The sequence below is a fragment of the Streptomyces sp. NPDC088354 genome, from assembly GCF_044753585.1.
In the GTDB taxonomy this organism is placed as follows: Bacteria; Actinomycetota; Actinomycetes; order Streptomycetales; family Streptomycetaceae; genus Actinacidiphila.
The window spans coordinates 1-23,643 of the sequence record NZ_JBIVNJ010000018.1 but is presented as its reverse complement, the minus strand read 5'-3'; the positions used below and the strand labels follow the sequence as shown (position 1 = coordinate 23,643).

Sequence of the window (23,643 nt, the reverse complement as noted above, 5' to 3'; positions counted from 1 at the left end):
GGACGACATGGGGAGCCTGGAGCGCAAGTCGGCCACCGCGGCCCGGCTGTTCGACGTACGCCGCGTCATCGGCGGTCTCTTCGTCGTCTACGGGGTGCTCGTCACCATCGCCGGGATCACCGCCTCCGACGCCGACATCGCCAAGGCCCAGGGCATCAACATCAACCTCTGGGCCGGCATCGGCATGCTGGTGCTGGGGCTGGCCTTCCTGCTGTGGATGAGGCTCAGCCCGCCCCCTCCCCCGCCGTCCCCGGACCCGACACCTGCTGAGGAATCACGACCCCGCCCGGAGGGCGGTGCGTGACGCGGTCCAGCAGTCCGGTGCGGGCGGCCAGCGCGGCCGCCTCCAGTCGCGACCCGACGCCCAGCTTCATCAGCACCCGCTGCACATGCGTACGGGCGGTGCTCGGCGCGATCGCCATTCCCGCGGCGATCAGCCGGGTGTCCTCCCCCTCCGCGACCCGCATCAGCACCTCGACCTCGCGCGGGGTGAGCATCTGAAGCAGCCGTGTGCCCTCGTCGTCCGGCTCCACCACGGGGTTGAGCAGTTCCGCGAAAGCCCCCTGGAGCAGCGCGGGGGCCACGGCGACCTCGCCCGCCCGGGCCTTGGCCATCGCCCGTTCGACCCCCTCGATCCGCTCGTCGTGCCGGACGTAGCCCGAGGCGCCGGCGGCGAACGCGGCGGCTATGCCACGCGGGTTGGGCACCGGTCCCAGGACCAGCACCGCCACCCCCGGCCGCTCGCGCTTGATCCGCGCGACGGCGTCGAAGGCGCCCGGCTCGGCCGGGGCGGCGGTGCCGATCAGGCACACCTCGGGTGCCCGGCTCAGGACCAGATCGGCCGCTCCCGACGCGGGCGCGGCCGCGGCGAGCACCCGGTGCCCGCGCAGTTTCAGGGCCGAGGCGAGCGCCTCGGCCAGCAGACGATGGTCGTCGACGACGACGAGCCGTACGCCCATGGGCGTCCCCCTCATCCCCCCATGGACCGGTGCGGGCCTGCCCACCGAGTCCAAGCCGGTCCCCCCTCACATGCCGTAGCGCGGCCACGGCCCGGCGTCCCGCGCGTACCCCCACAGTGGCCCACAGCGGTCCGGGTCATGCCCGGGAAGGTACACGCTTGTTCGACGCGGCGCGCCCCCTACCGGCCAGATGCCTCCAGCAATTCCGAAATGACCGGCGTTCCTGGCTGCTTCTCACCCGAAACCGCTCGTTCCGTACCGTACATACCCAGGAATCGACCGCTCAGCCGAAGGCCGCGATCGCCTTGCCGGTGAGGCTGGTGTTGGCCGAGATGCTGGCGGGGTTGACGAAGAAGTGGTCCTTGTAGAGCCAGTAGTAGGAACTGCCGTCCAGGAACTGGTTCTCCAGTTCCTTGCCGCCGGCGGGGAGTTCCATGAAGTCCGTCGTCCTGCGCGTACCGGGGTCCAGGGAGACCAGCCGGCCCGGCTTGTCGTAGGTGTTGCGCTGGTAGGCGATCACCTTGCCGTCCCTCATGCCGACGACCTTCATCTCGCGCTCCTCGCCGGGCTCCGCCAGCCACTGGGGCTTGCCGGTCCGCAGGTCGAGCGCCGCGATCTCGTTGGTCTGCGTGTACGAGTCGCCGGTGCCGGCATGGCTTTTGGTGGGCAGGTAGATCGTGGTGCCGTCGATCGCGAAGTTGGAGCAGTGCGCCTCGCCGTTGGGCGGGCAGGAGACCGCGTACGTGCCCTGGTAGCCGCCGGCGCCCAGGGAGATGCGGCTCTTCATCCTGCCGTCCTCCAGGTACGCCAGATCCGTCATCAGACCGCTCGCACCGGCCGACAGCCCGACCACGACCGGGTCGGTGGACAGGATGTTCTGCACGTCGCTGCCCGTGGGCACCTGCCAGGACCACTGCTTGCGGCCGCTCTCGCTCAGCCCCTGGACGTAGATGTCGCCGTTGTAGCCGCCGCACTGGACGACGGCGACCAGCTTCGTACCGCCCTTGTAGCCCTTGTCGTTGCAGTCGGAACCGGCCTTCGGGGTCCACAGGACCTCGCCGCTGCCGATCCGGTAGCCGACCGAGCCGCCCAGCCACGCCAGGGCGGCGGTGTCCCCGGTGACGGCGACCTGCGTGTAGTCGTGCGAGGTCTGGCCGTTCTGGTCCGGCAGCTGCTTGTCCCACAGCTTCACGCCCTTGGCGATGTCGATCGCCATCACCTGGCCGCAGTCCGTGCCGTACGTGACGACCACGCGGTCCCCCGACGCCTCGCGCGAGGCCGGGCAGGACTCGCCGGACAGCGGGACCGACCAGTTCTCCTTGCCGCTGCCGATGTCGTAGGAGCGCACCGCGTCCGGCGTCGTCTTCACCACCGCGTTGCCGGTGAACCAGGCGTCGGGAATCGCCGCCAGGATCTCCGACTTGGGCGGGCGCACCCCGTCCTTGTCCCACAGCGCCTTCGCCTGGATCGCGCCGCCGCCACGGCCGTCCTGGCCGCCGCTGCCGCCGCGGCTGTCCGACGGCGTGCCGGGCTTGCCCGTGCCCCCGCCGGCGTTGAGCGCCACGAACACACCGCCGCCGACGACCAGGACGCCCGCGATCGCCGCCGCCACGACGGCGACCAGCCTGCCGTTGCCCTTCCGGGGCGGCGGCGGGGGCGGGAACTGCGGGTAGCCGTACGGCGGTACGGGCTGGGTCGGCGCCTGCGCGTACGGGTGGGGTCCGTACGGACCGGGGCCCGGAGGTGGCGGCGGAACCGGTGCGGCGTACGGGTTCGGCTGCGCGGGCGGGTAACCGTACTGGGGCGGCTGCGGCCCGAAACCGGGCTGGTGGCCGGGCGGGGGCGGCGGCTGCGACATCAGCGGGCACCTTTCGGGCACAGACGTGCGGGGGCGGACGGTGACCCTCTTTGTACCACCGGTGACACACCGTTCCGAGCTCGCGCCCGGCGACCGTTACGGCACTGCTACACCCGTTCCCACGTCACGCCTCGTCGGCCAACTCCAGCCAGCGCATCTCCAGTTCCTCACGCTCCGCGCTCAGCGAACGCAGCTCCATGTCGAGTTCGGCGACCTTCTCGAAGTCGGTCGCGTTCTCGGCGATGGCGGTGTGCAGCTTGGACTCCCGCTCGCCGACCTTGTCCAGCTGCCGCTCGATGCGCTGCAGTTCCTTCTTGGCGGCACGGCTGTCGCCACCGCCCTTGGGCTTGGCCGGGGCGGGCGCGGGGGCCGCGGCCTCGACGACGGCGCGACGCCGCTCCAGGTACTCGTCGATGCCGCGCGGCAGCATGCGCAGCGTCGCGTCGCCGAGCAGGGCGAAGGTGCGGTCGGTGGTCCGCTCCAGGAAGTACCGGTCGTGGGAGATGACGACCATCGAGCCCGGCCAGCCGTCGAGCAGGTCCTCCAGCTGGGTCAGCGTCTCGATGTCCAGGTCGTTGGTGGGCTCGTCGAGGAAGAGCACGTTCGGCTCGTCCATCAGCAGCCGCAGCAACTGGAGCCTGCGGCGCTCGCCGCCGGACAGGTCGCCGACGGGCGTCCACTGCTTCTCGTTGGTGAAGCCGAACTTCTCACACAGCTGACCTGCCGTCAGTTCTCGGCCCTTGCCGAGGTCCACCCGGCCGCGCACCGACTCCACGGCCTGCAGCACACGCATCGCCGGGTCGAGTTCGGCGACCTCCTGCGACAGGTAGGCCAGGCGCACGGTCCTGCCCACGGCGACCTTGCCCGCCGCCGGCTGCTTCTCCCCGTCGCTCGTGGCGGCGTCGGCCAGCGCCCGCAGCAGCGAGGTCTTGCCCGCGCCGTTGACGCCGACCAGGCCGACCCGGTCGCCGGGGCCGAGCTGCCAGGTCAGGTGCTTCAGCAGCACCTTGGGACCGGCCTGCACGGTCACGTTCTCCAGGTCGAAGACGGTCTTGCCGAGCCGGGTCGTGGCGAACTTCATCAGCTCGGCGTTGTCGCGCGGCGGCGGCACGTCCGCGATGAGCTCGTTGGCCGCCTCGATGCGGAAGCGCGGTTTGCTGGTGCGCGCCGGGGCGCCGCGGCGCAGCCACGCCAGCTCCTTGCGCATCAGGTTCTGCCGCTTGACCTCCTCGGTCGCGGCGATCCGCTCGCGCTCGGCGCGGGCGAAGACGTAGTCGCTGTAGCCGCCCTCGTAGTCGTGGACGTCACCGCGCTGCACGTCCCACATCCGCGTGCAGACCTGGTCCAGGAACCAGCGGTCGTGGGTGACGCACACCAGCGCCGAGCGGCGCGCCCGCAGGTGGCCCGCGAGCCACGAGATGCCCTCGACGTCGAGGTGGTTGGTGGGCTCGTCGAGCACGATCAGGTCCTGCTCGGCGATCAGCAGCTTCGCCAGCGCGATGCGGCGGCGCTCGCCACCGGAGAGCGGACCGATCACCGTCTCCAGGCCCTGCGGGAAGCCGGGCAGGTCCAGCCCGCCGAACAGGCCGGTCAGCACGTCCCGGATCTTCGCGTCGCCTGCCCAGTCGTGGTCGGGCCGGTCCCCGATCACCTCGTGGCGTACGGTCGCCGCCGGGTCCAGGCTGTCGTGCTGGGTCAGCACGCCCAGCCGCAGCCCGGAGGTGTGGGTCACCCGGCCGCTGTCCGGGCCCTCCAGCTTGGCCAGCATCCGGATCAGGGTCGTCTTGCCGTCCCCGTTGCGGCCGACGACCCCGATGCGGTCGCCCTCCGATACGCCGAGCGAGATCCCGTCCAGCAGGGTACGGGTGCCGTACACCTTGCTGACGGACTCGACGTTGACCAGATTGACGGCCATGGGACTCCTGTCGATACGGAAGAACGACCTCCCAGAGTAGTGCTGCCGCCTGCCGCCCCCGAATACGCCCATCGGGCTCCGGCGTCCGCCCGCACGGCGCGGGCGCCTCGGGCTCCCCGCCCCCGATGGCCGAATCCGGCATGTCGGGCACGGTACGCGGCCGCAGGTCTGCGCGGTTTCCCCCTGGAGGCGTATCCGCTCGTCGAAGCCCGCAACCCGCCCGGGCCGCTCGTCGGCCGCCTCCGGCACGGGCACGAACCCGTCCTCATCAGCGAATACGGCAAACCCGCCGCCGCTCTGATCCTGATGAGCGAGCCGTCACCGTGGTCGTCCTCGAGGTCGGCCGGGTGAAGTGAGGCCTCACCCCCGGCTCCGGCCCGCGCGTTCCACCAGGGCCCAGCCGGCGGCGGCCATGAGGATCGCGGCCGGGGCGGTGAGGCGGACGGCGACGAGGACGGCGGAGTGCCCGTCGAGGAGGCCGCCGAAGCCCACCGTGGACAGGCCCAGGACGCCGAGGAGGGCGAGGGCCGCACCCAGGGCGGCGCCGGGGCCGCCGAGCCGGCCGGGGGCCGCCGGCGGGCGGGGCGCGGGCGGGCGCTCGGCGCGGCGGAAGACGGCGACCAAGGCGGCGGTCAGGGCCGCCGCGACGGCGATCCGCAGCGGGACCTGGGCCCACCACGCGGCGGATGCGGGGGCGGGCAGGTCGCCGCCGAGGGCGATCAGCGCACCGTAGACCGCGAGCATGGCCGTGAGGTGCCACAGGAAGGCGCTCATGGCGACGCCGTTCGCCGCGACCACTCCCCGCCACACGCGCGGCCGCCGCAGCCACCGTCCGGCGGGGCCGCCCAGCAGCTCGACGGCGCCGACCAGCCACACGCCGTGGCAGAGCAGCGCGAGCGTGGGCGGCGCCATGTTCGAGATCCGCTCGCCGGGCATCCCCACCATGGACAGCGGGTACGGGCCCAGCGCCACCAGCGCCGCCGCGGCCGCCGACCCGCCGACCGCCATCACCGCGGGCCGCCGCAGCCGGCCGTCGGCCCGCAGGAAGCCCAGCTGGTGCACCGCCAGCCATACGAAGGCGAAGTTCAGGAACGGCACGAAGGGCACCCCGGCGGCGAAGCGCAGCACGTCCACGGCCGCGGCCGCACCGCACAGGGCCGCGAACGCGCCCCACCCGTACCGGTCGTGCAGCCGCAGCAGCGGCGGCGTGAAGGCCGCCATCCCCAGGTAGACCCCGATGAACCACAGCGGCTGCGCCACCAGCCGTGCCGCGGCGTCCGGCACGGACAGCAGCAGTGCCGCGGCGCCCCAGACGACGGTGAAGACCGCCGTCGGCAGCAGCAGCCGGTGCGACCGGGCGCGCAGGAACGCCGCGTAGCCGCCGCCCGCGCGCACCACCGAGCGGTACGACAGGGCGTGCGAGAAGCCGCCGACGAAGAAGAAGACCGGCATGACCTGGAGCACCCAGGTCAGCGGCTGGAGAGCGGGGCGTACGGCCAGCAGGTTGCCGACCTCGATGCCGCCGCCGTCGCGGGTGGTGACCGCCGCCATCAGCCAGTGCCCCAGCACGACCGTGGCCAGCGATGCCACCCTCAGGAAGTCCACGTACCGGTCCCGGCTCGCGGGCGTGGCCGCGGCCAGTGCCGCGGCGTTCGTCTCCACCATGCGGCCCACGATGCCGCCGGACGGCCGTGGCCCGGCAGCGGCGGGCTACTCAACTCCCGTACGGGGTCGCTGAGTACGCGTACCTACGACTGCCGGACGACGGTCGCTCCCTCGGCCGGTCCCGAGGTGACGCGGACCGCCCGGCAGGTGCCGGAGGCGCTGAGCGCGGCGGCGACGGACCGCGCGGACTCCGCGTCCTTGGCGAGGAACGCGCAGGTCGGCCCGGAGCCGGAGACGAGACCGGCCAGCGCCCCCGCGTCGGTGCCGGCGGCCAGGGTGGCCGCGAGCGAGGGGCGCAGGGACACCGCGGCGGCCTGGAGGTCGTTGACCAGCGAGGCGGCGAGCGCCACGGGGTCGCCGGTGCGCAGTGCGTCCAGCAGGGCCGGGGCCGGCTCGGGTTCGGGCACCGCGGCGTCGCCGCGCAGGCGGTCGCACTCGCGGTAGACGGCCGGGGTCGACAGGCCGCCGTCGGCGACCGCGAAGACCCAGTGGAAGGCGCCGCCGACCGGCAGCGCGGTGAGCAGTTCGCCGCGGCCCCGGCCGAGGGCGGCGCCGCCGACCAGGCTGAACGGCACGTCGCTGCCGAGCTCCGCGCAGATCTCCAGCATCTCCTCACGGCCGGCCCCGGTCCCCCACAGCGCGTCGCACGCGAGCAGGGCGGCGGCAGCGTCGGCGCTGCCGCCCGCCATGCCGCCCGCGACGGGGATGTCCTTGACGATGTGGATGTGCACGTCCGGCGTCACGCCCTCGCGCCGCGCGGCCAGCGCGAGCGCCGCGCGGGCGGCGAGGTTGCTCGCGTCCGCCGGCACCTGGTCCGCGTCGCGGCCCTCGACGGTGATCCGCAGCCCGTCGGCCGGGGTGACGGTGACCTCGTCGTACAGGCCCACGGCCAGGAAGACGTTGGCCAGGTCGTGGAAACCGTCCGGGCGCGGACCGCCCACCGCGAGCTGGACGTTGACCTTGGCGGGGACGCGGACGGTCACGGATCGGCTGGTCACGGGCGTGGTTCTCCTCGGGGAACGGGACGGGGCCGCACGGCGGCGGCCCCCATTGTGCCTTCTGCTACCGCTGGGCGCCGTGCTCGGCGATCGCCGCGAACTCCTCCACCGTCAGCGACTCCCCGCGCGCCTGCGGCGACACCCCGGCGGCCACCAGGGCCTCCTCCGCGGCCGCGGCCGAGCCCGCCCAGCCGGACAGCGCGGCCCGCAGGGTCTTGCGGCGCTGCGCGAAGGCCGCGTCCACGACGGCGAAGACCTGCTCGCGGGTCGCGGTCGTCTTCAGCGGCTCGGTGCGGCGCACGAGCGAGACGAGACCGGAGTCCACGTTCGGCGCGGGCCAGAACACCGTGCGGCCGATCGCGCCGGCCCGCTTGACCTCCGCGTACCAGGCGGCCTTGACCGACGGCACGCCGTACACCTTGGAGCCGGGGCTCGCGGCGAGGCGGTCGGCTACCTCCGCCTGCACCATCACCAGCGTCCGGTCGATGGTCGGGAACGTCGCCAGCATGTGCAGCAGCACCGGCACGGCCACGTTGTACGGCAGGTTCGCCACCAGCGCGGTCGGCGGCGGCCCGGGCAGCTCCGCCACCCGCAGCGCGTCGCTGTGCACCAGCGTGAAGCGGTCCGCCCGGCCGGGCAGACGATCGGCGACGGTGTCCGGGAGCGCCGCGGCCAGCACGTCGTCGATCTCCACGGCCGTCACGCGGTCCGCGGCCTCCAGCAGCGCCAGCGTCAGTGAGCCCAGCCCCGGCCCGACCTCCACCACCACGTCCTGCGGCCGCACGTCCGCGGTCCGGACGATACGGCGCACGGTGTTGGCGTCGATCACGAAGTTCTGCCCGCGCTGCTTGGTCGGGCGTACGCCCAGCCTTGCGGCGAGCGCCCTCACGTCCCCGGGCCCCAGCAGTGCGTCGTCTTGATGATCGTTACGGTCGGTCTCGCTCACCGTCCCAGCCTATCCGCGCCTGACGGCGCGACCGGGCAGGCTCTTTCCCCGCCCGCCCGCCCGTGAAGTCAGGGCGCCCCGACGCGCGTGCGGGGTGGGCCGGGTGCGGGGCCTCCGGGGCTGCACGTCCTGGACTGGGATATTTACGCGCCTTTCCAGCACCTGCTCATCCCGTCCCTGCCCGGATGGCGCGCACAAATATCCCGCACCGTCCAGAACATCCACCCCTCCGACCCCGCCCCCTCCGTCTCCATATGCGCCTGATCCCCGGAGGGGGGTGAAGAGGCGGTCCGGGTGACCGCGGTTGCCTCACTCCGCCCCGCCCGCCTGCCGCGCGAGCGCTGGCCCCGCGGACCGCACCGGAGGGGGTGGGGGCGGTCCGGGGTGACCGCGGTCGCCTCACTCTTGCCCCCGCGGCCTGCCGCGCGAGCGCTGGCCCCCTCGGACCGCGCTGCGCCAGCGGGCGGCCCCAGGCACGGTGCCGCTCCTACCCCCCACCGGGGATCAGGCGCGACAACCTACGGAGGGGGCGGGGTCGTAGGGGTGGGCGTTCTGGACTGTGGAGCATATTTGGGTGCATGACCCGGGGTGATCAGTTGAGAGCGCCCGAGGCACCTAAATGTGCTGTCCAGAATGGCCAGCCCCGGAGGCCCCGCACCCGGCCCCCACGAAACGCGCGCCGGGGTCACTGACTTCACAGGGCACACGGGAGGGCGGGCGGGGAAAAAACCTACCCCACGGCCACCCGCGTCAGCGGTAGAGCTTGCGGCCGCAGACCGGCCACGGAGTGGCGCCGCGCTGGATGTAGAGCCGCTTGGCGCGGTAGGTCTGCTCCTTCGCCGGCGCGTCCTGAGGGCGGCCGCTGCCGCCGAGGGCGTGCCAGGTCCGGCGGTCGAACTGGTACAGGCCGCCGTAGGTGCCGCTGGAGTCGACCGCGTTGGGCCTGCCGCCCGCCTCGCACTTGCCCAGGGCCTGCCAGTTGAGGTGGTCGGCGCCGTCGACGGACTCGGGGAGGCGCTTGGTGCCGACCCGCACGACCTCCTGGACCGGCTCGCGCACCAGTTCCTCGGCGATGGGCTCGGGTTTCTGCCGGACCCCGTTGATCGTGCGGTAGGCGTACGTGACGCGCCGGAGCCCGTTGCGGCCCCGGGAGTCGACGGCGGTGGTGCCCTGGAAGAGCCGGGGGTCCTCGCGCCGCACGACCTCGTAGGGGATCGGCTGCTCGCGGGTCTCCTCGCGGCCGCGGATGCGCATGACGGAGATGGTCTGGCCGTCCCGGGGGAAGCTGTCGGGGGCGGCGGAGGTGGTGTCCTCGCCGCTCAGCCGGATGCCGGCGTCCCGCACGGCCTCGGCGATGGTGGCGGCGTTGGTCTGGACGGTGCGTTCCTTGCCGTCCACGAGGAAGGTCAGCTGCCGCTCGGTCCGTACGTTCAGGTCCAGGCCGCGGCGCCCGATCGGCTCGGAGCGCGAGGTGGAGACGTACGCCCCGTCGGCGCGCACGCCGAGCCGGCCCAGGGCCTCGTCGACGGTGCGGGCGGTGGTCCACAGCCGCTTCGGGCGGCCGTCGAGGGTGAGCGAGACGGGGCGGCCGTAGCGGACGGCGACGCTGTCGCCGTCGTGCAGTTCGGCGTGCCGGCCGGGGGCGACGATGTCGTGGTCGCCGACCCGGACGCCCTGCCGGCGCAGCAGTTCCCCGACGTCCCCGGCGTAGGTGTGCAGGGTGCGCACCTGGCCGTCGACGGACAGCTGGACCGCCTTGCCGCCCGTCACGTAGGCACCGGTGCCGCCGGCGAGGACGGCGACGACCAGCGCGCGGGGCAGCAGCCTGGCCAGCGCGTCGGGGCGCTCGGCCGCGCGCCGCCTGCGGGCCTCCGCGCGTGCGGCGATCCGGGCGGCCGCGCGGCCGCCCACGGCGGGCGCCGGGCGTTGCAGCGGCAGCCCGCTGCCGTACAGCCCGGCTTCGGCATACGAATGACTCACGACGTACCTCCGGCGGGTCCGGTCGGAACCGAACCGGGACCATAACCGACATTCGTCGCGATCCATCGCTGCGTGGTGACCCCGTGTCGCGGATCAGTAACCGAAGGCGCGCGCCGTGTTGGCGCCGATCGCCGCCGCGACCTCGTCCTCTGCCGCCTTCCGCGCCTCCGCCATGGCACGCACCGTTATCGGAACGAGATACGGAGCGTTAGGCCGACCGCGGTACGGAACCGGGGTCAGGAAAGGGGCGTCGGTCTCGACCAGCAGCAGCTCGGCCGGGGCCACCGCGACCGCGTCGCGCAGGTTCTGGGCGGACTTGTAGGTGATGTTGCCGGCGAAGGACATGTAGTAGCCCTTGTCCGCGCAGGTCCGCGCCATCTCCTCGTCGCCGGAGTAGCAGTGGAAGACCACGGTGTCCGGCGCGCCCTCCTCGTCGAGGATGCGCAGGACGTCGGCGTGGGCCTCGCGGTCGTGGATGACCAGGGCCTTGCCGTGCCGCTTGGCGATGTCGATGTGGCGCCGGAAGGAGTAGTGCTGGGCCTCCACGCCCTCCGGCCCGGTGCGGTAGTAGTCCAGGCCGGTCTCACCGACACCGCGTACGTGCGGCAGCGCGGCCAGCGCGTCGATCTCGGCGAGCGCGGCGTCCAGCGCGGCGGTGCCGCCCCCTTCGCGGGCCCCCTGACGGGACCCCCCTCCCCCAGGATCCCCGTGCACGATCCGCGGCGCCTCGTTGGGGTGCAGCGCGACGGCTGCCCAGACGGTGTCGTACGCCGCGGCCGTGCGGGCCGCCCAGTGGGAACCGTTCACGTCGCAGCCGACCTGCACGACGGTGGTGACACCGACGGAGGCCGCCTTGGCCAGCGCGTCCTCGACACTGCCTTCCTGCATGTCGAGGTGGGTGTGCGAGTCCGCCACCGGGACCGCGAGCGGTTCCGGGAGGGGAGGGGCGGCGGACCCGTCCTTGCGCTGGTCCTTCTGCTGGCGTTCGGGCTTCTGGGGCATGCCCCAGATCCTAGGCGGCGGCCGTGACGGCTACGCCTGGCCCCTCCTGCGGTGGAGCAGGTGCAGCGGCGACCAGTGCCGGCCGCGGCGCTCGGTGCCCTCGGCGGGGGTGGCGGCGGCGACCGGGCGCCGGGGGGCGGCGCAGGGAAGCGGGCCGGCGGTCGCGGTGCTGGACCACGTACCGGTCACATCGGACACCTGTCCGGCCCGCATGATGCGGACCTTGTGGCCCTCGCACTCGACGCACGTGGGGCGGGTCAGCGGGGACGGGACCCGCTTGCCCTCGACCATGTACCAGACGAGTTCGCGGCCCTGGGCGTCGACGTGGTGCTCTATCTCGTACGCCTGCTCCCAGCCGCGACCGCAGCTGATGCAGACGAAGGCGTACGCCTCACGAACCGTGCCATCGGTTCCGATGGTCTCGCTCATGGCAGCTCCTGTTGCCCTCCGGACGAGGCGTCCGGAGCGGGACTTCCCACTACAGAGAACGCCCGCGAAGGCGGCGGTGACAGCGGGGGTGCCCTTTCTTGAGCCAGTTTTGGGAAGTATGTGACGCGGGGCCGACAGAGCGGCCAACACCCTTTCCCTACCCCACGACAGTACTTTGCCGACGCCGTGTTTAGCCCTTTGTGGGGGGGTTCGTCGCCGCGGCGTGCTTGGCGGACACCACGGCGTCGAAGACCTCGCGCTTGGGCAGCCCCGCGTCCGCCGCGACGGCGGCGATCGCCTCCTTGCGCCGCTCCCCCGCCTCCTCGCGCAGCTGCACCCGGCGTACCAGTTCGGCCGGGTCCAGCTCCTGCGGGCCGGTCTCCGGGGCGCCCTCGACGACGATCGTGATCTCTCCGCGCACGCCGTCGGCGGCCCAGGCCGCCAGTTCCTTCAGCGGCCCGCGGCGGACCTCCTCGTAGGTCTTGGTCAGTTCGCGGCAGACGGCGGCGCGCCGGTCCGCGCCGAAGACCTCGGCCATCGCGGTCAGCGTCTCCGCGAGCCGGTGCGGGGCCTCGAACCACACCAGCGTGCGCCGCTCGGCCGCGGTCTCGGCCAGCCGGGCCCGGCGCTCGCCCGCCTTGCGGGGCGGGAAGCCCTCGAAGCAGAAGCGGTCGACGGGCAGGCCGCTGAGCGCCAGCGCGGTGAGCACGGCGGACGGGCCCGGCACCGCGGTGACCCGCAGGTCCCGCTCGACGGCGGCGGCGACCAGCCGGTAGCCGGGGTCGGACACCGAGGGCATCCCCGCGTCGGTCACCAGCAGCACCCGCGCCCCGTCCTCCAGGGCGCGGACCAGCTCCGGGGTGCGGGCCGACTCGTTGCCCTCGAAGTACGACACGACCCGCGCGGTGGTCGTCACACCGAGCGCCTGGGTGAGCCGGCGCAGCCGCCGGGTGTCCTCGGCGGCGATGACGTCCGCGGCGGCCAGCTCGGCCGACAGCCGGGGCGGTGCGTCGGTGACGTCGCCGATGGGAGTGCCCGCGAGCACGAGTACGCCTGCGTCCGCCGGTCCGGTCGATGTGGTCACCGACCCAGTCTCCCACCCGGTCGGACCCGGCCCGACCCTCGGATGGCCCGGTCCTCAGCGCATCCGCGAGCGGCTTCCCTACGATGGCCCGGTGACGAGTGACACCGCTACGCAGGCAGACCCGGCCGAGGGCGCCGAGAACGCCTCCTCCGAGCCCGCGGAGCAGGACTCCTGGCAGCGGCGGCTGCGCCGCTTCGGCCACGTGGACCGTCCGCGCACGAGCCTGCGCGAGCGGCTGGTCCCGCCGTTCCCCGAGCCGGGGACGCGCGCCTGGTCGGCGCTCGGGCTGGGCCCGGTGCTCGCGAACCGGCTGGCCCGCTGGTCGGCCTGGGGCGGTCCGCTGCTGGTGGCGCTCCTCGCGGGACTGATGCGGTTCTGGAACCTGGGCTCACCGCGCGCGGTGATTTTCGACGAGACGTACTACGCCAAGGACGCCTGGTCGCTGCTGCAGTACGGCTACGAGGGCAGCTGGCCCGACAAGGCCAACGACCAGATCCTCGCCCACCCGCCGACGATCCCGCTGTCGGCGGCGCCGTCGTACGTCGTCCACCCGCCCGTCGGCAAGTGGGTCATCGCCTCCGGCGAGTGGATCTTCGGGCTGAACCCGTTCGGCTGGCGGTTCGCGATGGCCGTCCTGGGCACCCTGTCGGTGCTCATGCTGTGCCGCATCGGCCGGCGGCTGTTCCGCTCCACCGCGCTGGGCTGCCTGGCCGGCGGCCTCATGGCGGTGGACGGCCTGCACTTCGTGATGAGCCGCACCGCCCTGCTCGACCTCGTCGTGATGTTCTGGGTGCTGGCCGCCTTCGGCTGCCTGCTGATCGACCGTGACAAGGCCCGCGCCCGCCTGGCGGCGGCGCTGCCCGAAGGGCGCCCGGACGACCGCGTCGCGTCCTTCGCGTGGCTGGGCGTGCGGCCGTGGCGGATCGCGGCCGCGGTCTGCCTGGGCCTGGCCGCCGGCACCAAGTGGAACGGCCTGTACGTCCTGGCCGCCTTCGGCGTCCTCACCGTACTGTGGGACGCCGGCGCCCGCCGCGTCGCCGGTGCCCGCCATCCCTGGCTGACCGCGTCGTGGCTGGACGGCCTGTGGGCCGGCTTCTCCATGGTGGCCGTCGCCCTCGGCACCTACCTGCTGTCCTGGCTCGGCTGGTTCACCACCGACAAGGGCTACGACCGGAACTGGGCCAAGGGCGACGGTGGGTTCCTCTCCGACGCCTGGGCGGCGCTGCGCAGCCTGTGGCACTACGAGACCCAGGTCTACGACTTCCACGTCAACCTGCACTCGCCGCACACCTACCAGTCGAACCCCTGGAGCTGGCTGGTGCTGGGCCGGCCCGTCTCGTACTTCTACGAATCCCCCAAGGAGGGCCAGGACGGCTGCACCGCCGTCGGCGGCTGCGCGCGCGAGGTCCTGGGCATCGGCACGCCCGCGCTGTGGTGGGCCGCCTGCTTCGCCCTGCTGTACGTGCTGTACCGCTGGGCCTTCCGCCGCGACTGGCGGGCCGGGGCCATCGCGTGCGGCGTCGCGGCCGGCTACCTGCCCTGGTTCCTCTACCAGGGCCGCACGATCTTCTTCTTCTACGCGGTTGTCTTCCTGCCCTTCCTCTGCCTCGCCCTGGCCATGATGCTGGGCGCGATCCTCGGCCCACCGGGCGCGGGCGAGCGTCGCCGCATGTGGGGCGCCGTGGGCGCCGGCACTCTCGTGCTGCTGATCGTCTTCAACTTCATCTACTTCTGGCCGCTCTACACCGGCCAGACCATCCCGTTGGACGCCTGGCGGCAGCGGATGTGGCTCGACACCTGGATCTGACCCGCCCGCGGGACGGGCCTCGGCGGCGCGGGTGCCGGTGCGGGTGCGGGCGTTGTCGGTCGGCACGATTGCCCGCCCCCGCTGCTGGGGCCGCCCGGGGCACGGCGCAGCCGCCCGTCGGTGACGGTTCCGGTCCGGTGACGGTCACCGTGCCGGGCGGCACGGAGGTTCGGCCCCGCTGCCGGGGCCCCGCAAGCCTTGGCGCAACCGCCCGTGACGGTGCCGGTTCCGGTGACGGGCGACCGAAGGTGCGCCGCGCTGCTGGGGCCTCGCGGGCTGTGGCGCGGCGCACGTACGGACGCGGCGGAGCCCGCCCGACGCGGACCATGACGGTCAGGACCCCGCCGGCGCGCTCCGCTCGTGCGGCCCTGTCGCCGTACACGCCCTCCGAAGACTCCTTGCGCAGCCGCCCGACGGGGACCGCGACGGTCACTGCGCCGGACGGCACGAAGGTTCGCCCCCGCTGCTGGGGTCCCACAGGGCCACGGCGCGCCGGGCCGTCAGCAGTCGGGGCCCCAGGGGCCGAGGTCGCGGAGGGTGTCCTCGACGAGGGCGGCCACGAACTCGCCGACGGGATCGGTGCCGTCGTCGCCGGGCCGGTCCGGGCGGACGGCGGTGAAGGAGTCGATCGGCGCGGTGCCCAGGTCCTCGCCGTTCCCGCCGTCCCGGCCCTGCCCGTCGCCGCCGCCGTTGCCGTTGCCATTGCCGTCGTTCACGACCGGTTCGGGGCGGGCGGCGGGGCGGAGCGCGGCCGTGCCGGACGGGACGCGCGGGGCGGCGGCGGAGCCCTCGCCGCAGTCCAGGCCGGCGCGGTCGGCCCGGACGAGGCCGTAGCGGACGCCGTGGCCGGTCGCGGGGATGGGCTGGGAGCACGCGCCGAGCCGGGCCAGGGTCTGCCCGGGGGCGCCGGTGCACACGCCGGCGGTACGGCACAGCGCGGCGGTGGCGCTGACGAAGCCGGTGGCCATGCTCGTGCCGGACAGAGTCGCGTAGGTGTTGCCGGCGTAGGTCGAGACGATGTCGACCCCGGGTGCGGCCACGTCGACCCAGTCGCCGCGCGTGGAGAAGGACGCCAGGGAGTTGTCGGAGCCGGTCGCGGCGACCGAGATCACCTCGGGGTAGCCGGACGGGTACTCCCGGGCCGTCGTGCCGTCGTTGCCCGCGGCCCCGACGAGGGTGACCCCGGAGGCGGCGGCGATCTGGACGGCCGCGTGCAGCAGCGGGCTGTCGTCGGGCGAGGTCAGGCTCATGTTGACGACGCCGATGTTGTGCGTCGCGGCGTTGGCGGCCACCCACAGCAGGCCCTCGGCGACCTGGGAGACGGAGCCGGTTCCGTTGTCGTCGAGGACCTTGACGTTCCACAGCCGGGTGCCCATGGCCTCGCTGGCGACACCGATGCCGTTGTCGGTGACGGCCCCGATGATCCCGGCCAGGTGGGTGCCGTGCCCGTAGTGGTCGTCGGCGGTGGCGCTGTCGGAGAAGTTGACCGACCCGGCGACCACGCCGGCCAGGTCCTCGTGCCGCGCGTCGATGCCGGTGTCCAGCACGGCGACGGTGACGTCGTTGCGGGCGCCGCAGGTGGGGGCCTTGACCGCGAGCAGTCCCCACTGGTTGCCGGAGGTGTAGTACGGGTCGTTCGGCACGCACCCGCCGGCCGGCCCGGCGAGCGGCACGCGGTCCTTGCCGGGCAGGACACCCCCCTCGCCGGGCGCGGGCCGGTCCGCGGCGCGGGGCGGCAGCGGCGTGACCACCGCGGGCCGCCCCATGCGCTCGGGCGCGTGCACGACCCCGTCCCGTACGACGGAGCTGACCAGGCGGTTCCCACGGAGGGCCGCGGCCTGTGCCGCGGTCGCCCGGATCGTGTACGCCTTCAGCGTGCGGCCGGCGGCGGCGACGTCGTAGACCCGGCCGACGGTGGCGTGGTGCGGGCGGGCGTGCTCGGCGGCCAGCGTGCGGACGTCGCCCGCCGTGGCCCTGAGCATCACGATCCACTGCGCGGCCGGGCCGTCCGCCGCGCCCGCCGTACCCGGCACGAACGCCGAGAGCAGCGCGCCCACCACCAAGGGGGCCGCCACGTCCGCCCCACGTGCCCACGTCAACGACCGCCTGGTCCGCATGCGTACTCCCGTCACACCGGCGCGCGCCCTCGCGCGACCATCGAGACCGGGAACGTACGACAATCCGACTGTCTTACTGATCTCCCACACCGGGAGCGGCCCCCCGCCCACCCCAGCGGGTCAGCGCCGGGCCGTTTTGCGGCGCCCTCGCCGCCGCCCTAGCGTGGAAAGGCGCTCAACCCCGGCACGGGGACCACTGGACCACCTCATATGACAGGCCCCGACGACAAGGCAATCGATGCGGCCGCTGCCGACACCGGCGGCGGCACCGCGCTGGCGGTGATCGACCCGGCCGGACGCCTGAGCCGGTGGACCGACAGCGCGCGCCGACTGCTGGGCTACCGGGCCGAGGAAGTACTGAGCACCCCCGCCATCGACCTGCTGGCCGAGGTGGACGACCTGCCGCACGACTTCACCGGCGGGTGGTCCGGCACGGTCGCGCTGCGGCACCGCGAGGGCCGGCCGTTCCCGGTGGGGCTGCGGGTCTCCCCGCTGCCAGGGCGGAACGGGCAGGTGGACTGGCTGGTCTCGACGACGACCACCGAGGCCTCGGTGCTGGAGGCGGTCGGCGAGGCCTGCCCCTTCCCGATGGCCGTGTGGGACGCCGACCTGCGCATGACCTGGCTCAACGAGGCCCTGGCCCGGTCCTACGGGACGCCCCGCGAGCAGCGCCTCGGGCGGCGGCTGGACGAGTCGCCGCTCTACCGCAACACCCGGGAGGTCACCCGGCTGCTGCAGAAGGTGCTGGACACCGGCGTACCGGAGATCGACCACGAGCTGGAGCAGCTGGACCACTACCGCCACCGCGCCTACGCGCTGTCGGTGTTCCCCGTCGCCAACGCCCGCGACGGCCGGCCGGGGGTCTGCTCCCTCAATGTGGACGTCACCAGCAGCCGGCGGACCCGGGAGCGGATGACCCTGCTGAGCCGGGCGAGCCGGCGCATCGGCGCGCACCTGGACGTCATGCAGACCGCGCAGGACCTGGCCGACGTGCTGGTGCCGGTGCTCGCGGACTACGTCACCGTCGACCTGGCGGAGTCCGTCGAGCTCGGCGACGCCCCGCTCGCCCGGCTCGGCTCGGCGCAGGGGGACGTCCCGGCCTTCTTCCGCGCCGGGCAGATGTCCATCCACGAGGACTTCCGGGAATCGCTCTGGCCGCGCGGGAGCGCCGTCTTCGTCCCGCCGGACTCCCCCTTCATCGAGGTCCTGCATTCGGGCCGGTCCCATATGGAGACCGTCCTGGACGCCGGTCCCGGCAACTGGCTCGACCACGACCCGCGGCGCCGGGAGCGGATCCTGACCCTCGGGATGCACACGCTGCTGATCCTGCCCATCCACGCCCGCGACGAGATCCTGGGCATCGCGGTGATGGTCCGTACCGACAACCCGCTGCCCTTCGACGAGAACGACCGGACGCTCGCCGAGGAGCTGGTCAGCCGTGCCGCGCTGAGCCTGGACAACGCCCGCCGCTACACCCGTGAGCACACCGCGGCCCTGGCGCTGCAGCGGAACCTGCTGCCGAGCAACCCGGACGGCGGGAACGCCGTCGACGTGGTGTCCCGCTACCTGCCCTCGGACGCGGAGGGCGGCGTCGGCGGCGACTGGTTCGACGTGATCCCGGTGTCCGGCGCCCGGGTGGCCCTGGTGGTGGGGGACGTCGTCGGGCACGGCATCAACGCGGCGGCGACCATGGGGCGGCTGCGCACCGCGGTGATCACCCTCGCCGCCCTGGACCAGCCGCCCGACGAACTGCTCACCAACCTCGACGAGTTGTTCGTGCGCCTCACCGAGGAGTCCGACGACCGGGCGCCGCCCACCGCGCTCATGGGCGCGACCTGCCTGTACCTGGTCTACGACCCGGTGACCCGGTACTGCGTCGGGGCGCGGGCGGGCCATCCGCCGCCCGCGGTCATCGACCCGGCGTCGGGCGAGGTGTCCTTCCTCGACATCCCCTCCGGGGCGCCGCTGGGCATCGGCACCCGGTCGTTCCTGCCGGTCGCGCACCAGCTGCCCGAGGGCAGCGTCCTCGTCCTGTACACCGACGGCCTGGTCGAGACCCGGGAGCACGACATCGACCACGGCCTGCAGCGCCTGCGCCGGGCGCTCACCCAGCCGCCCGGGACCGGGCTGGAGGACCTGTGCGCCATGGCGATGGGCACGCTCGGCGACCACCGCCAGGACGACGACGTGGCGGTGCTGATCGCCCGCACCCGGACGCTGTGCCCGAGCCGGTTCGCCACCTGGCAGGTGCCGCGGGACCCCGCGGCGGTCGCGGGCCTGCGTGCCGCGGCCGTGCGGACGCTCACCGACTGGGGCCTGGAACGCCTGGTGCCCGCAGCGGAGCAGATCGTCGGCGAACTGCTCGCCAACGCCGTGCTCCACGGACTGGCACCGGTGCGGCTGCGGCTGATCCGCGACCGGGTCCTGGTCTGCGAGGTCTTCGACCACGGATGCTCCATGCCGCGGCAGCACCACAAGGCGTCCCCGGCCGACGAGTCCGGACGCGGCGTCGCCGTCGCCGCGGCACTGTCCTCACGGTTCGGCGTCCGCAGTTTCCCCGAGGGCAAGAGCGTCTGGGCGGAACTGGAGTTGCCGCCCGGCTACACCGGCCCGCCGTGCTGAGGATGTCCCCGCCGGTGCCCCGACCGGCAGGGCACTCCGCCGGGCCGTACGAGCCCTACCGGCGTGCGACGGATGGTGAACCTGTGACCCGATAGAAGCCCCGGTTGTCACCCGCGAAGCGTAGAGTGCGCTTGCTGCACAGCTTTTTGAACGCGTTCAGGAGGATCACGGGGAGGGTCGGCCATGCGCCGAGGCGTGAAGGCGGGGATCATCGGCACGGTGTTCGCGGGGATGGTGGGAGTCGCGGGCTACGGTGCGTACAACCTCTACCAGGGGTTGAACGGCGGCGGCGGGGGCTTCACGGCCCAGGCCGCGCCTGTCGAAACGGGGCCGCCGTCCGCGGCCGAGGTACGCAAGACGGCGGCCGACTTCCTGGCTGCCTGGGCCAAGGGCGACACCGCGGCCGCCGGGAGCCTGACCAACGACGCCACCGCGGCGAGCGAGGCCCTGGCCGCCTACCGCACCGAGGCCCACGTGACCCGGGTGAAGCTGACGCCCGGCACCCCGGTGGACCGCGTGGTGCCCTTCAATGTCGTCGCCACGCTCTCGTACCAGGGCAAGACCTCCACGTGGAAGTACGGCTCCGCGCTCACGGTCTTCCGCGGCGCCACCACCCACAAGCCACTGGTGGACTGGGAACCGTCGGTGCTGAACCCGAAACTGACGGCAGGCCAGTCCCTGGTGACCGGGGAGGCCCCCTCCCCGCAGGTGGTCGTGGTGGACCGGTCCGGCAAGACCCTGGACGCCGCCAAGCTCCCCTCGCTCGCCTCCGTCCTGCCGCAACTGCGCGAGCGGTACGGCAGCAAGCTCAGCGGCGGCAAGGCCGGTATCGAGACCTGGGTCAACGGCGGCGACGGCCCCGGGCAGACCCTGCACACCATCACCAAGGGCACCCCGGCCAAGCTGCGGACCACCCTCGACGCGCGGCTCCAGGCGACCGCGGAACAGGCCGTCAAGGGCAAGCCGCAGTCGTCGGTCGCGGCGGTGCAGGCGAGCACGGGCGAGATCCTGGCGTTCGCCAACAACCCGTCCACCGACAACAACAACGCGTTCAACGCCCAGGTGGCGCCCGGCTCCACCTTCAAGGTCCTCACCGCGACGGCCCTGCTGGAGAAGGGCGTCAGCCCCGGCACCGCCGCGCCGTGCCCGGCGACCGCCAATTACGACAACGGCAAGATGTTCCACAACGTGGAGAGTTCGTCCGACCCCTCGGCGACCTTCCAGCGGGACTTCGCCATCTCCTGCAACACCGGCTTCATCAAGCTCGCGGGCAACCTCAGCGAGTCCTCCGTGCCCACCGTCGCCCAGCGCTACTACGGCTTCGGCCAGACCTGGAACGTCGGCGTCCCGGCCTGGGACGGCCGCGTGCCCGGAGGCAGCGGCGACGAGATGACCGAGGAGATGATCGGCCAGGGCCAGATCCAGATGAGCCCCCTCAACATGGCCGCCGTGGCGGCGACCGCGGACACCGGCACCTTCCGCCAGCCCCGGCTGGTCTCCGCCGGCCTCATCGGCGAACCGCTCGCCAAGGCCGGCAGCTCGCTGCCGTACGGCGTGCGGAGCAACCTCAAGTCGATGATGCGGCTCACCGCGTCGAGCGGCACCGCCGCCGGGGCGATGAGCGGCGTCTACGGGGACGTCGGCGCGAAGACCGGCTCGGCGGAGGTCGGCGGCCAGGAGAAGCCGAACGGGTGGTTCCTCGCCTACCGCAACGACGTCGCAGCCGCCGGCATGGTGCTGGAGGGCGGCCACGGAGGCGATTCCGCCGGGCCGATCGTGGCGTCCGTGCTCAAGGCCTCCTCGTAAACGGTTTGGCGTCCGGCCCCCGTACCGGGCTAGCGTTCCGGGCATGCAGACCCCCGCCACCGCCGCCCACCCCCGGTTCGCCGAGGCCCTCGCCGGACTCGGGCTCGAGGTCCCCGTACGTTCCTTCCCGGACGCGACCCGCACCGCGGCGCAGGCCGCGGAGGCGATCGGCTGCGAGCTCAGTCAGATCGTCAAGTCGCTGATCTTCCAGGCGGACGGCGCCCCGGTGCTCGTCCTCATGGACGGCGCCTCGCGGGTCGACGTGGAGCTGGTCCGGGCGGAGCTGGGCGCGACGGCCGTCCGCCGCGCCGACGCGGACCTGGTGCGCGAGACGACGGGGTACGCCATCGGCGGCGTACCCCCCTTCGGGCACCGGACCCGCACCACCGTGCTGGCCGACCGGCAGTTGCTGCGGCACGAGACCGTGTGGGCCGCCGCCGGCACCCCGCACACCGTCTTCCCGATGGCCCCGGGCGACCTCGTCCGGCACGCCGGAGCCACCCTGGCCGACGTCCGCGAACGCCCCGCGTGACCCCCCTCATAGCGGCGGCCGTCCTGGTCGCCGCGGTGACGCACGCCTCCTGGAACGCCCTCGCCCACGGCATCGGCGACCGGTTCGCCGCCTTCACCCTCGTCGGCGCGGGCGGCGGGCTGTGCGCCGCCCTCATCGCCCTGTTCGCGCCGGTGCCGGCGTCCGGGGCGTGGCTCTGCCTCCTGGCGTCGGTGGGCATCCATCTCGCCTACATGTACCTGCTGATGAAGTCCTTCACCCTGGGCGACTTCGGGCAGGTCTACCCCGTCGCCCGCGGCGTCGCCCCCATGGTGGTGACCCTGCTCGCGGCCGTGTTCATCGGCGAGGTGCCGGACGCCTGGCAGGCCGCGGGCGTCGCCGTCGCCTCCGCGGGGCTGGCCGGCACCGCCCTGTGGGGCATGCGCGGACGCGGCCCCGACTGGCCCGCGCTCGGCGCGGCCGTCGGCACCGGCCTGACGATCGCGGCGTACACCGTCGTCGACGGCGTGGGTGTCCGTGCCTCCGGCACCGCCCTCGGCTATGTCGCGTGGCTCCTGCTCCTCCAGGGCATCGTGCTGGCCGGCACCGCCTTCGCGGTGCGCCGCGCGGCCCTGCTGCCCCAACTGCGCCCCGTCGCCGGGCGCGGCCTCCTCAGCGGCGCCCTCTCCGTCTCCGCCTACGGGCTCGTCCTGTGGGCCCAGACCCGCGGCGAGCTGGCCCCCATCGCCGCCCTCCGCGAGACGTCGATCATCGCGGGCGCGGTCATCGGCGCGGTGTTCTTCCGCGAACGCCTCGGGCGCCCGCGGATCGTCGCGTCCCTGGTGGTCGTCGCGGGCATCGGACTCATGCTGCACTCCTGAGGGCTGGTCCGCGCAGAGCGTTCACTTCTCATCCATTGCAACAAGTGTGCTCTCAACCCCGTTGCATTGACATCAAATCCATTGCAACAATTTCCCTGACTTTACCTGCAACAACGCCGATTTGGTGCAACAACTTCATTGCAAAATTAATGAATGCAACGTAGCGTTTCCCACATCGGAAACAGCGAATCAAGGAGCGCACGATGCAGAAGTTCGACACCCCCGCCCCCGTCTCCGTCGTCCTCGACGTCCCCGCGGGACGCGTCCGGTTCATCGCCGCCGACCGGTCCGACACCACGGTCGAGATCCTGCCCGCGGACGCCTCCAAGAGCCGCGACGTGAAGGCGGCGGAGCGGACCGAGGTCGCCTACGGCGACGGCGTCCTGCGCATCGACGCCCGGGCCGCGGGCAACCGGGTCCTCGGCGCCTCCGGATCAGTCGAGGTGACCGTCCAACTGCCCGCCGGCTCACGCGTCGAGGCGAAGGCGGCGAGTGCCGAACTCCGGGGCGTCGGCCGGCTCGGCGACGTCGTCCTCGACGGCCAGCAGGCCACGGTCAAGCTCGACGAGACCGGGAGCGCCCGCCTCACCGTCCTCGCCGGCGACATCTCGGTCGGCCGCCTGGGCGGCCCCGCGGAGATCAGCGCCCAGCAGGGCGACATCCACATCACCGAGGCCGTCCAGGGCACCGTCACCCTGCGCACCGAGCACGGCGAGATCTCGGTCGGCGCCGCCCACGGGGTCTCCGCCTCCCTGGACGCCGGCACCGCCCACGGGCGGATCCACAACACGCTCAAGAACACCGACGGCGGCACCGCCGGCCTGACCATCCACGCGACCACCGCCTACGGCGACATCACCGCCCGCAGCCTGTAAAGGAGAGCACCCCTCATGACCAACGTGGCCATCGCGGCGAACGGGCTGCGCAAGTCCTACGGCGACAAGACCGTCCTCGACGGGATCGACCTGGCCGTCCCGGAAGGAACGATCTTCGCTCTGCTCGGGCCGAACGGCGCGGGCAAGACCACCGCCGTCAAGATCCTTTCCACCCTGATCTCCGCGGACGGCGGACAGGCCCAGGTCGC

At 73.4% G+C, this 23,643-nt stretch carries 19 protein-coding genes; 8 read left to right on the top strand and 11 right to left on the bottom strand.

Translation table 11 applies throughout. The features are described 5' to 3' along the window. Positions 1 to 7 precede the first annotated feature (7 nt). Positions 8 to 304 carry a hypothetical protein gene (locus ACIP98_RS24520; protein ID WP_401978008.1) on the top strand — a complete coding sequence of 99 codons (297 nt, stop codon included), beginning with the start codon at positions 8 to 10 and terminating at the stop codon, positions 302 to 304. On the opposite strand, the gene ACIP98_RS24515 is transcribed toward ACIP98_RS24520, so the two are convergent. From ACIP98_RS24515 to rsmI, 10 genes are all read right to left on the bottom strand, one after another. After that, positions 225 to 959 (bottom strand): LuxR C-terminal-related transcriptional regulator, encoded by a 735-nt coding sequence (locus tag ACIP98_RS24515; protein WP_319661720.1) that lies wholly within the window; start codon positions 957 to 959, stop codon positions 225 to 227. The genes ACIP98_RS24520 and ACIP98_RS24515 overlap by 80 nt on opposite strands. Before the next feature lie 283 nt (positions 960 to 1,242). Further along, positions 1,243 to 2,817: a PQQ-binding-like beta-propeller repeat protein gene (locus ACIP98_RS24510; RefSeq protein WP_319661721.1), complete on the bottom strand. Its 1,575-nt coding sequence runs from the start codon at positions 2,815 to 2,817 to the stop codon at positions 1,243 to 1,245. Positions 2,818 to 2,941: 124 nt separating this feature from the next. Further along, positions 2,942 to 4,732 (bottom strand): ABC-F family ATP-binding cassette domain-containing protein, encoded by a 1,791-nt coding sequence (locus tag ACIP98_RS24505; RefSeq protein ID WP_319661722.1) that lies wholly within the window; start codon positions 4,730 to 4,732, stop codon positions 2,942 to 2,944. A gap of 360 nt (positions 4,733 to 5,092) precedes the next feature. After that, a complete protein-coding gene (locus ACIP98_RS24500) occupies positions 5,093 to 6,397 on the bottom strand; it encodes an acyltransferase (RefSeq protein WP_401977936.1) in 1,305 nt (434 codons plus the stop codon). 83 nt (positions 6,398 to 6,480) lie between these two features. Beyond that, the gene (locus tag ACIP98_RS24495; RefSeq protein ID WP_401977935.1) at positions 6,481 to 7,395 is read right to left on the bottom strand and encodes a 4-(cytidine 5'-diphospho)-2-C-methyl-D-erythritol kinase; all 915 of its coding nucleotides are present in this window, start codon (positions 7,393 to 7,395) and stop codon (positions 6,481 to 6,483) included. Between the two features lie 64 nt (positions 7,396 to 7,459). Beyond that, positions 7,460 to 8,341, bottom strand: coding sequence for a 16S rRNA (adenine(1518)-N(6)/adenine(1519)-N(6))-dimethyltransferase RsmA (gene rsmA, locus ACIP98_RS24490; RefSeq protein ID WP_319661725.1), 882 nt, complete (start codon positions 8,339 to 8,341; stop codon positions 7,460 to 7,462). 750 nt (positions 8,342 to 9,091) lie between these two features. Further along, positions 9,092 to 10,387, bottom strand: a complete 1,296-nt coding sequence (locus ACIP98_RS24485) for a ubiquitin-like domain-containing protein (RefSeq protein ID WP_401977933.1) — start codon at positions 10,385 to 10,387, stop codon at positions 9,092 to 9,094. A gap of 27 nt (positions 10,388 to 10,414) precedes the next feature. Then, positions 10,415 to 11,323: a TatD family hydrolase gene (locus tag ACIP98_RS24480; RefSeq protein ID WP_401977931.1), complete on the bottom strand. Its 909-nt coding sequence runs from the start codon at positions 11,321 to 11,323 to the stop codon at positions 10,415 to 10,417. Positions 11,324 to 11,353: 30 nt separating this feature from the next. Then, the gene (locus tag ACIP98_RS24475; RefSeq protein ID WP_319661727.1) at positions 11,354 to 11,752 is read right to left on the bottom strand and encodes a hypothetical protein; all 399 of its coding nucleotides are present in this window, start codon (positions 11,750 to 11,752) and stop codon (positions 11,354 to 11,356) included. Between the two features lie 190 nt (positions 11,753 to 11,942). After that, complete coding sequence (rsmI, locus tag ACIP98_RS24470) at positions 11,943 to 12,836, bottom strand: 16S rRNA (cytidine(1402)-2'-O)-methyltransferase (RefSeq protein WP_319661728.1); 894 nt, start codon at positions 12,834 to 12,836, stop codon at positions 11,943 to 11,945. A gap of 91 nt (positions 12,837 to 12,927) precedes the next feature. On the opposite strand from rsmI, the gene ACIP98_RS24465 reads away from it, so the two are divergent. Continuing rightward, positions 12,928 to 14,643 carry a phospholipid carrier-dependent glycosyltransferase gene (locus ACIP98_RS24465; RefSeq protein WP_319661729.1) on the top strand — a complete coding sequence of 572 codons (1,716 nt, stop codon included), beginning with the start codon at positions 12,928 to 12,930 and terminating at the stop codon, positions 14,641 to 14,643. Positions 14,644 to 15,143: 500 nt separating this feature from the next. Here ACIP98_RS24465 and ACIP98_RS24460 read toward each other — a convergent pair whose 3' ends face one another. Then, positions 15,144 to 16,718: a S8 family serine peptidase gene (locus tag ACIP98_RS24460; protein ID WP_401977928.1), complete on the bottom strand. Its 1,575-nt coding sequence runs from the start codon at positions 16,716 to 16,718 to the stop codon at positions 15,144 to 15,146. Positions 16,719 to 16,970: 252 nt separating this feature from the next. On the opposite strand from ACIP98_RS24460, the gene ACIP98_RS24455 reads away from it, so the two are divergent. The 6 genes from ACIP98_RS24455 to ACIP98_RS24430 all read left to right on the top strand — a co-directional run. Beyond that, entirely contained in the window at positions 16,971 to 19,382 is a 2,412-nt protein-coding gene (locus ACIP98_RS24455) for a SpoIIE family protein phosphatase (protein ID WP_319661731.1), read from the top strand. Positions 19,383 to 19,565: 183 nt separating this feature from the next. After that, the gene (locus tag ACIP98_RS24450; protein ID WP_319661732.1) at positions 19,566 to 21,188 is read left to right on the top strand and encodes a penicillin-binding transpeptidase domain-containing protein; all 1,623 of its coding nucleotides are present in this window, start codon (positions 19,566 to 19,568) and stop codon (positions 21,186 to 21,188) included. Between the two features lie 43 nt (positions 21,189 to 21,231). Beyond that, entirely contained in the window at positions 21,232 to 21,720 is a 489-nt protein-coding gene (locus tag ACIP98_RS24445) for a YbaK/EbsC family protein (RefSeq protein ID WP_401977926.1), read from the top strand. After that, on the top strand, positions 21,717 to 22,559 hold the full coding sequence (locus tag ACIP98_RS24440) for a DMT family transporter (protein WP_319661734.1): 843 nt from the start codon (positions 21,717 to 21,719) through the stop codon (positions 22,557 to 22,559). Before ACIP98_RS24445 ends, ACIP98_RS24440 begins: the two co-directional genes overlap by 4 nt. Before the next feature lie 203 nt (positions 22,560 to 22,762). Further along, on the top strand, positions 22,763 to 23,434 hold the full coding sequence (locus tag ACIP98_RS24435; RefSeq protein ID WP_401977925.1) for a DUF4097 family beta strand repeat-containing protein: 672 nt from the start codon (positions 22,763 to 22,765) through the stop codon (positions 23,432 to 23,434). Positions 23,435 to 23,449: 15 nt separating this feature from the next. Beyond that, positions 23,450 to 23,643, top strand: a 194-nt coding sequence (locus ACIP98_RS24430) for an ATP-binding cassette domain-containing protein (protein WP_401977923.1), incomplete at its 3' end; no start/stop codon positions are given.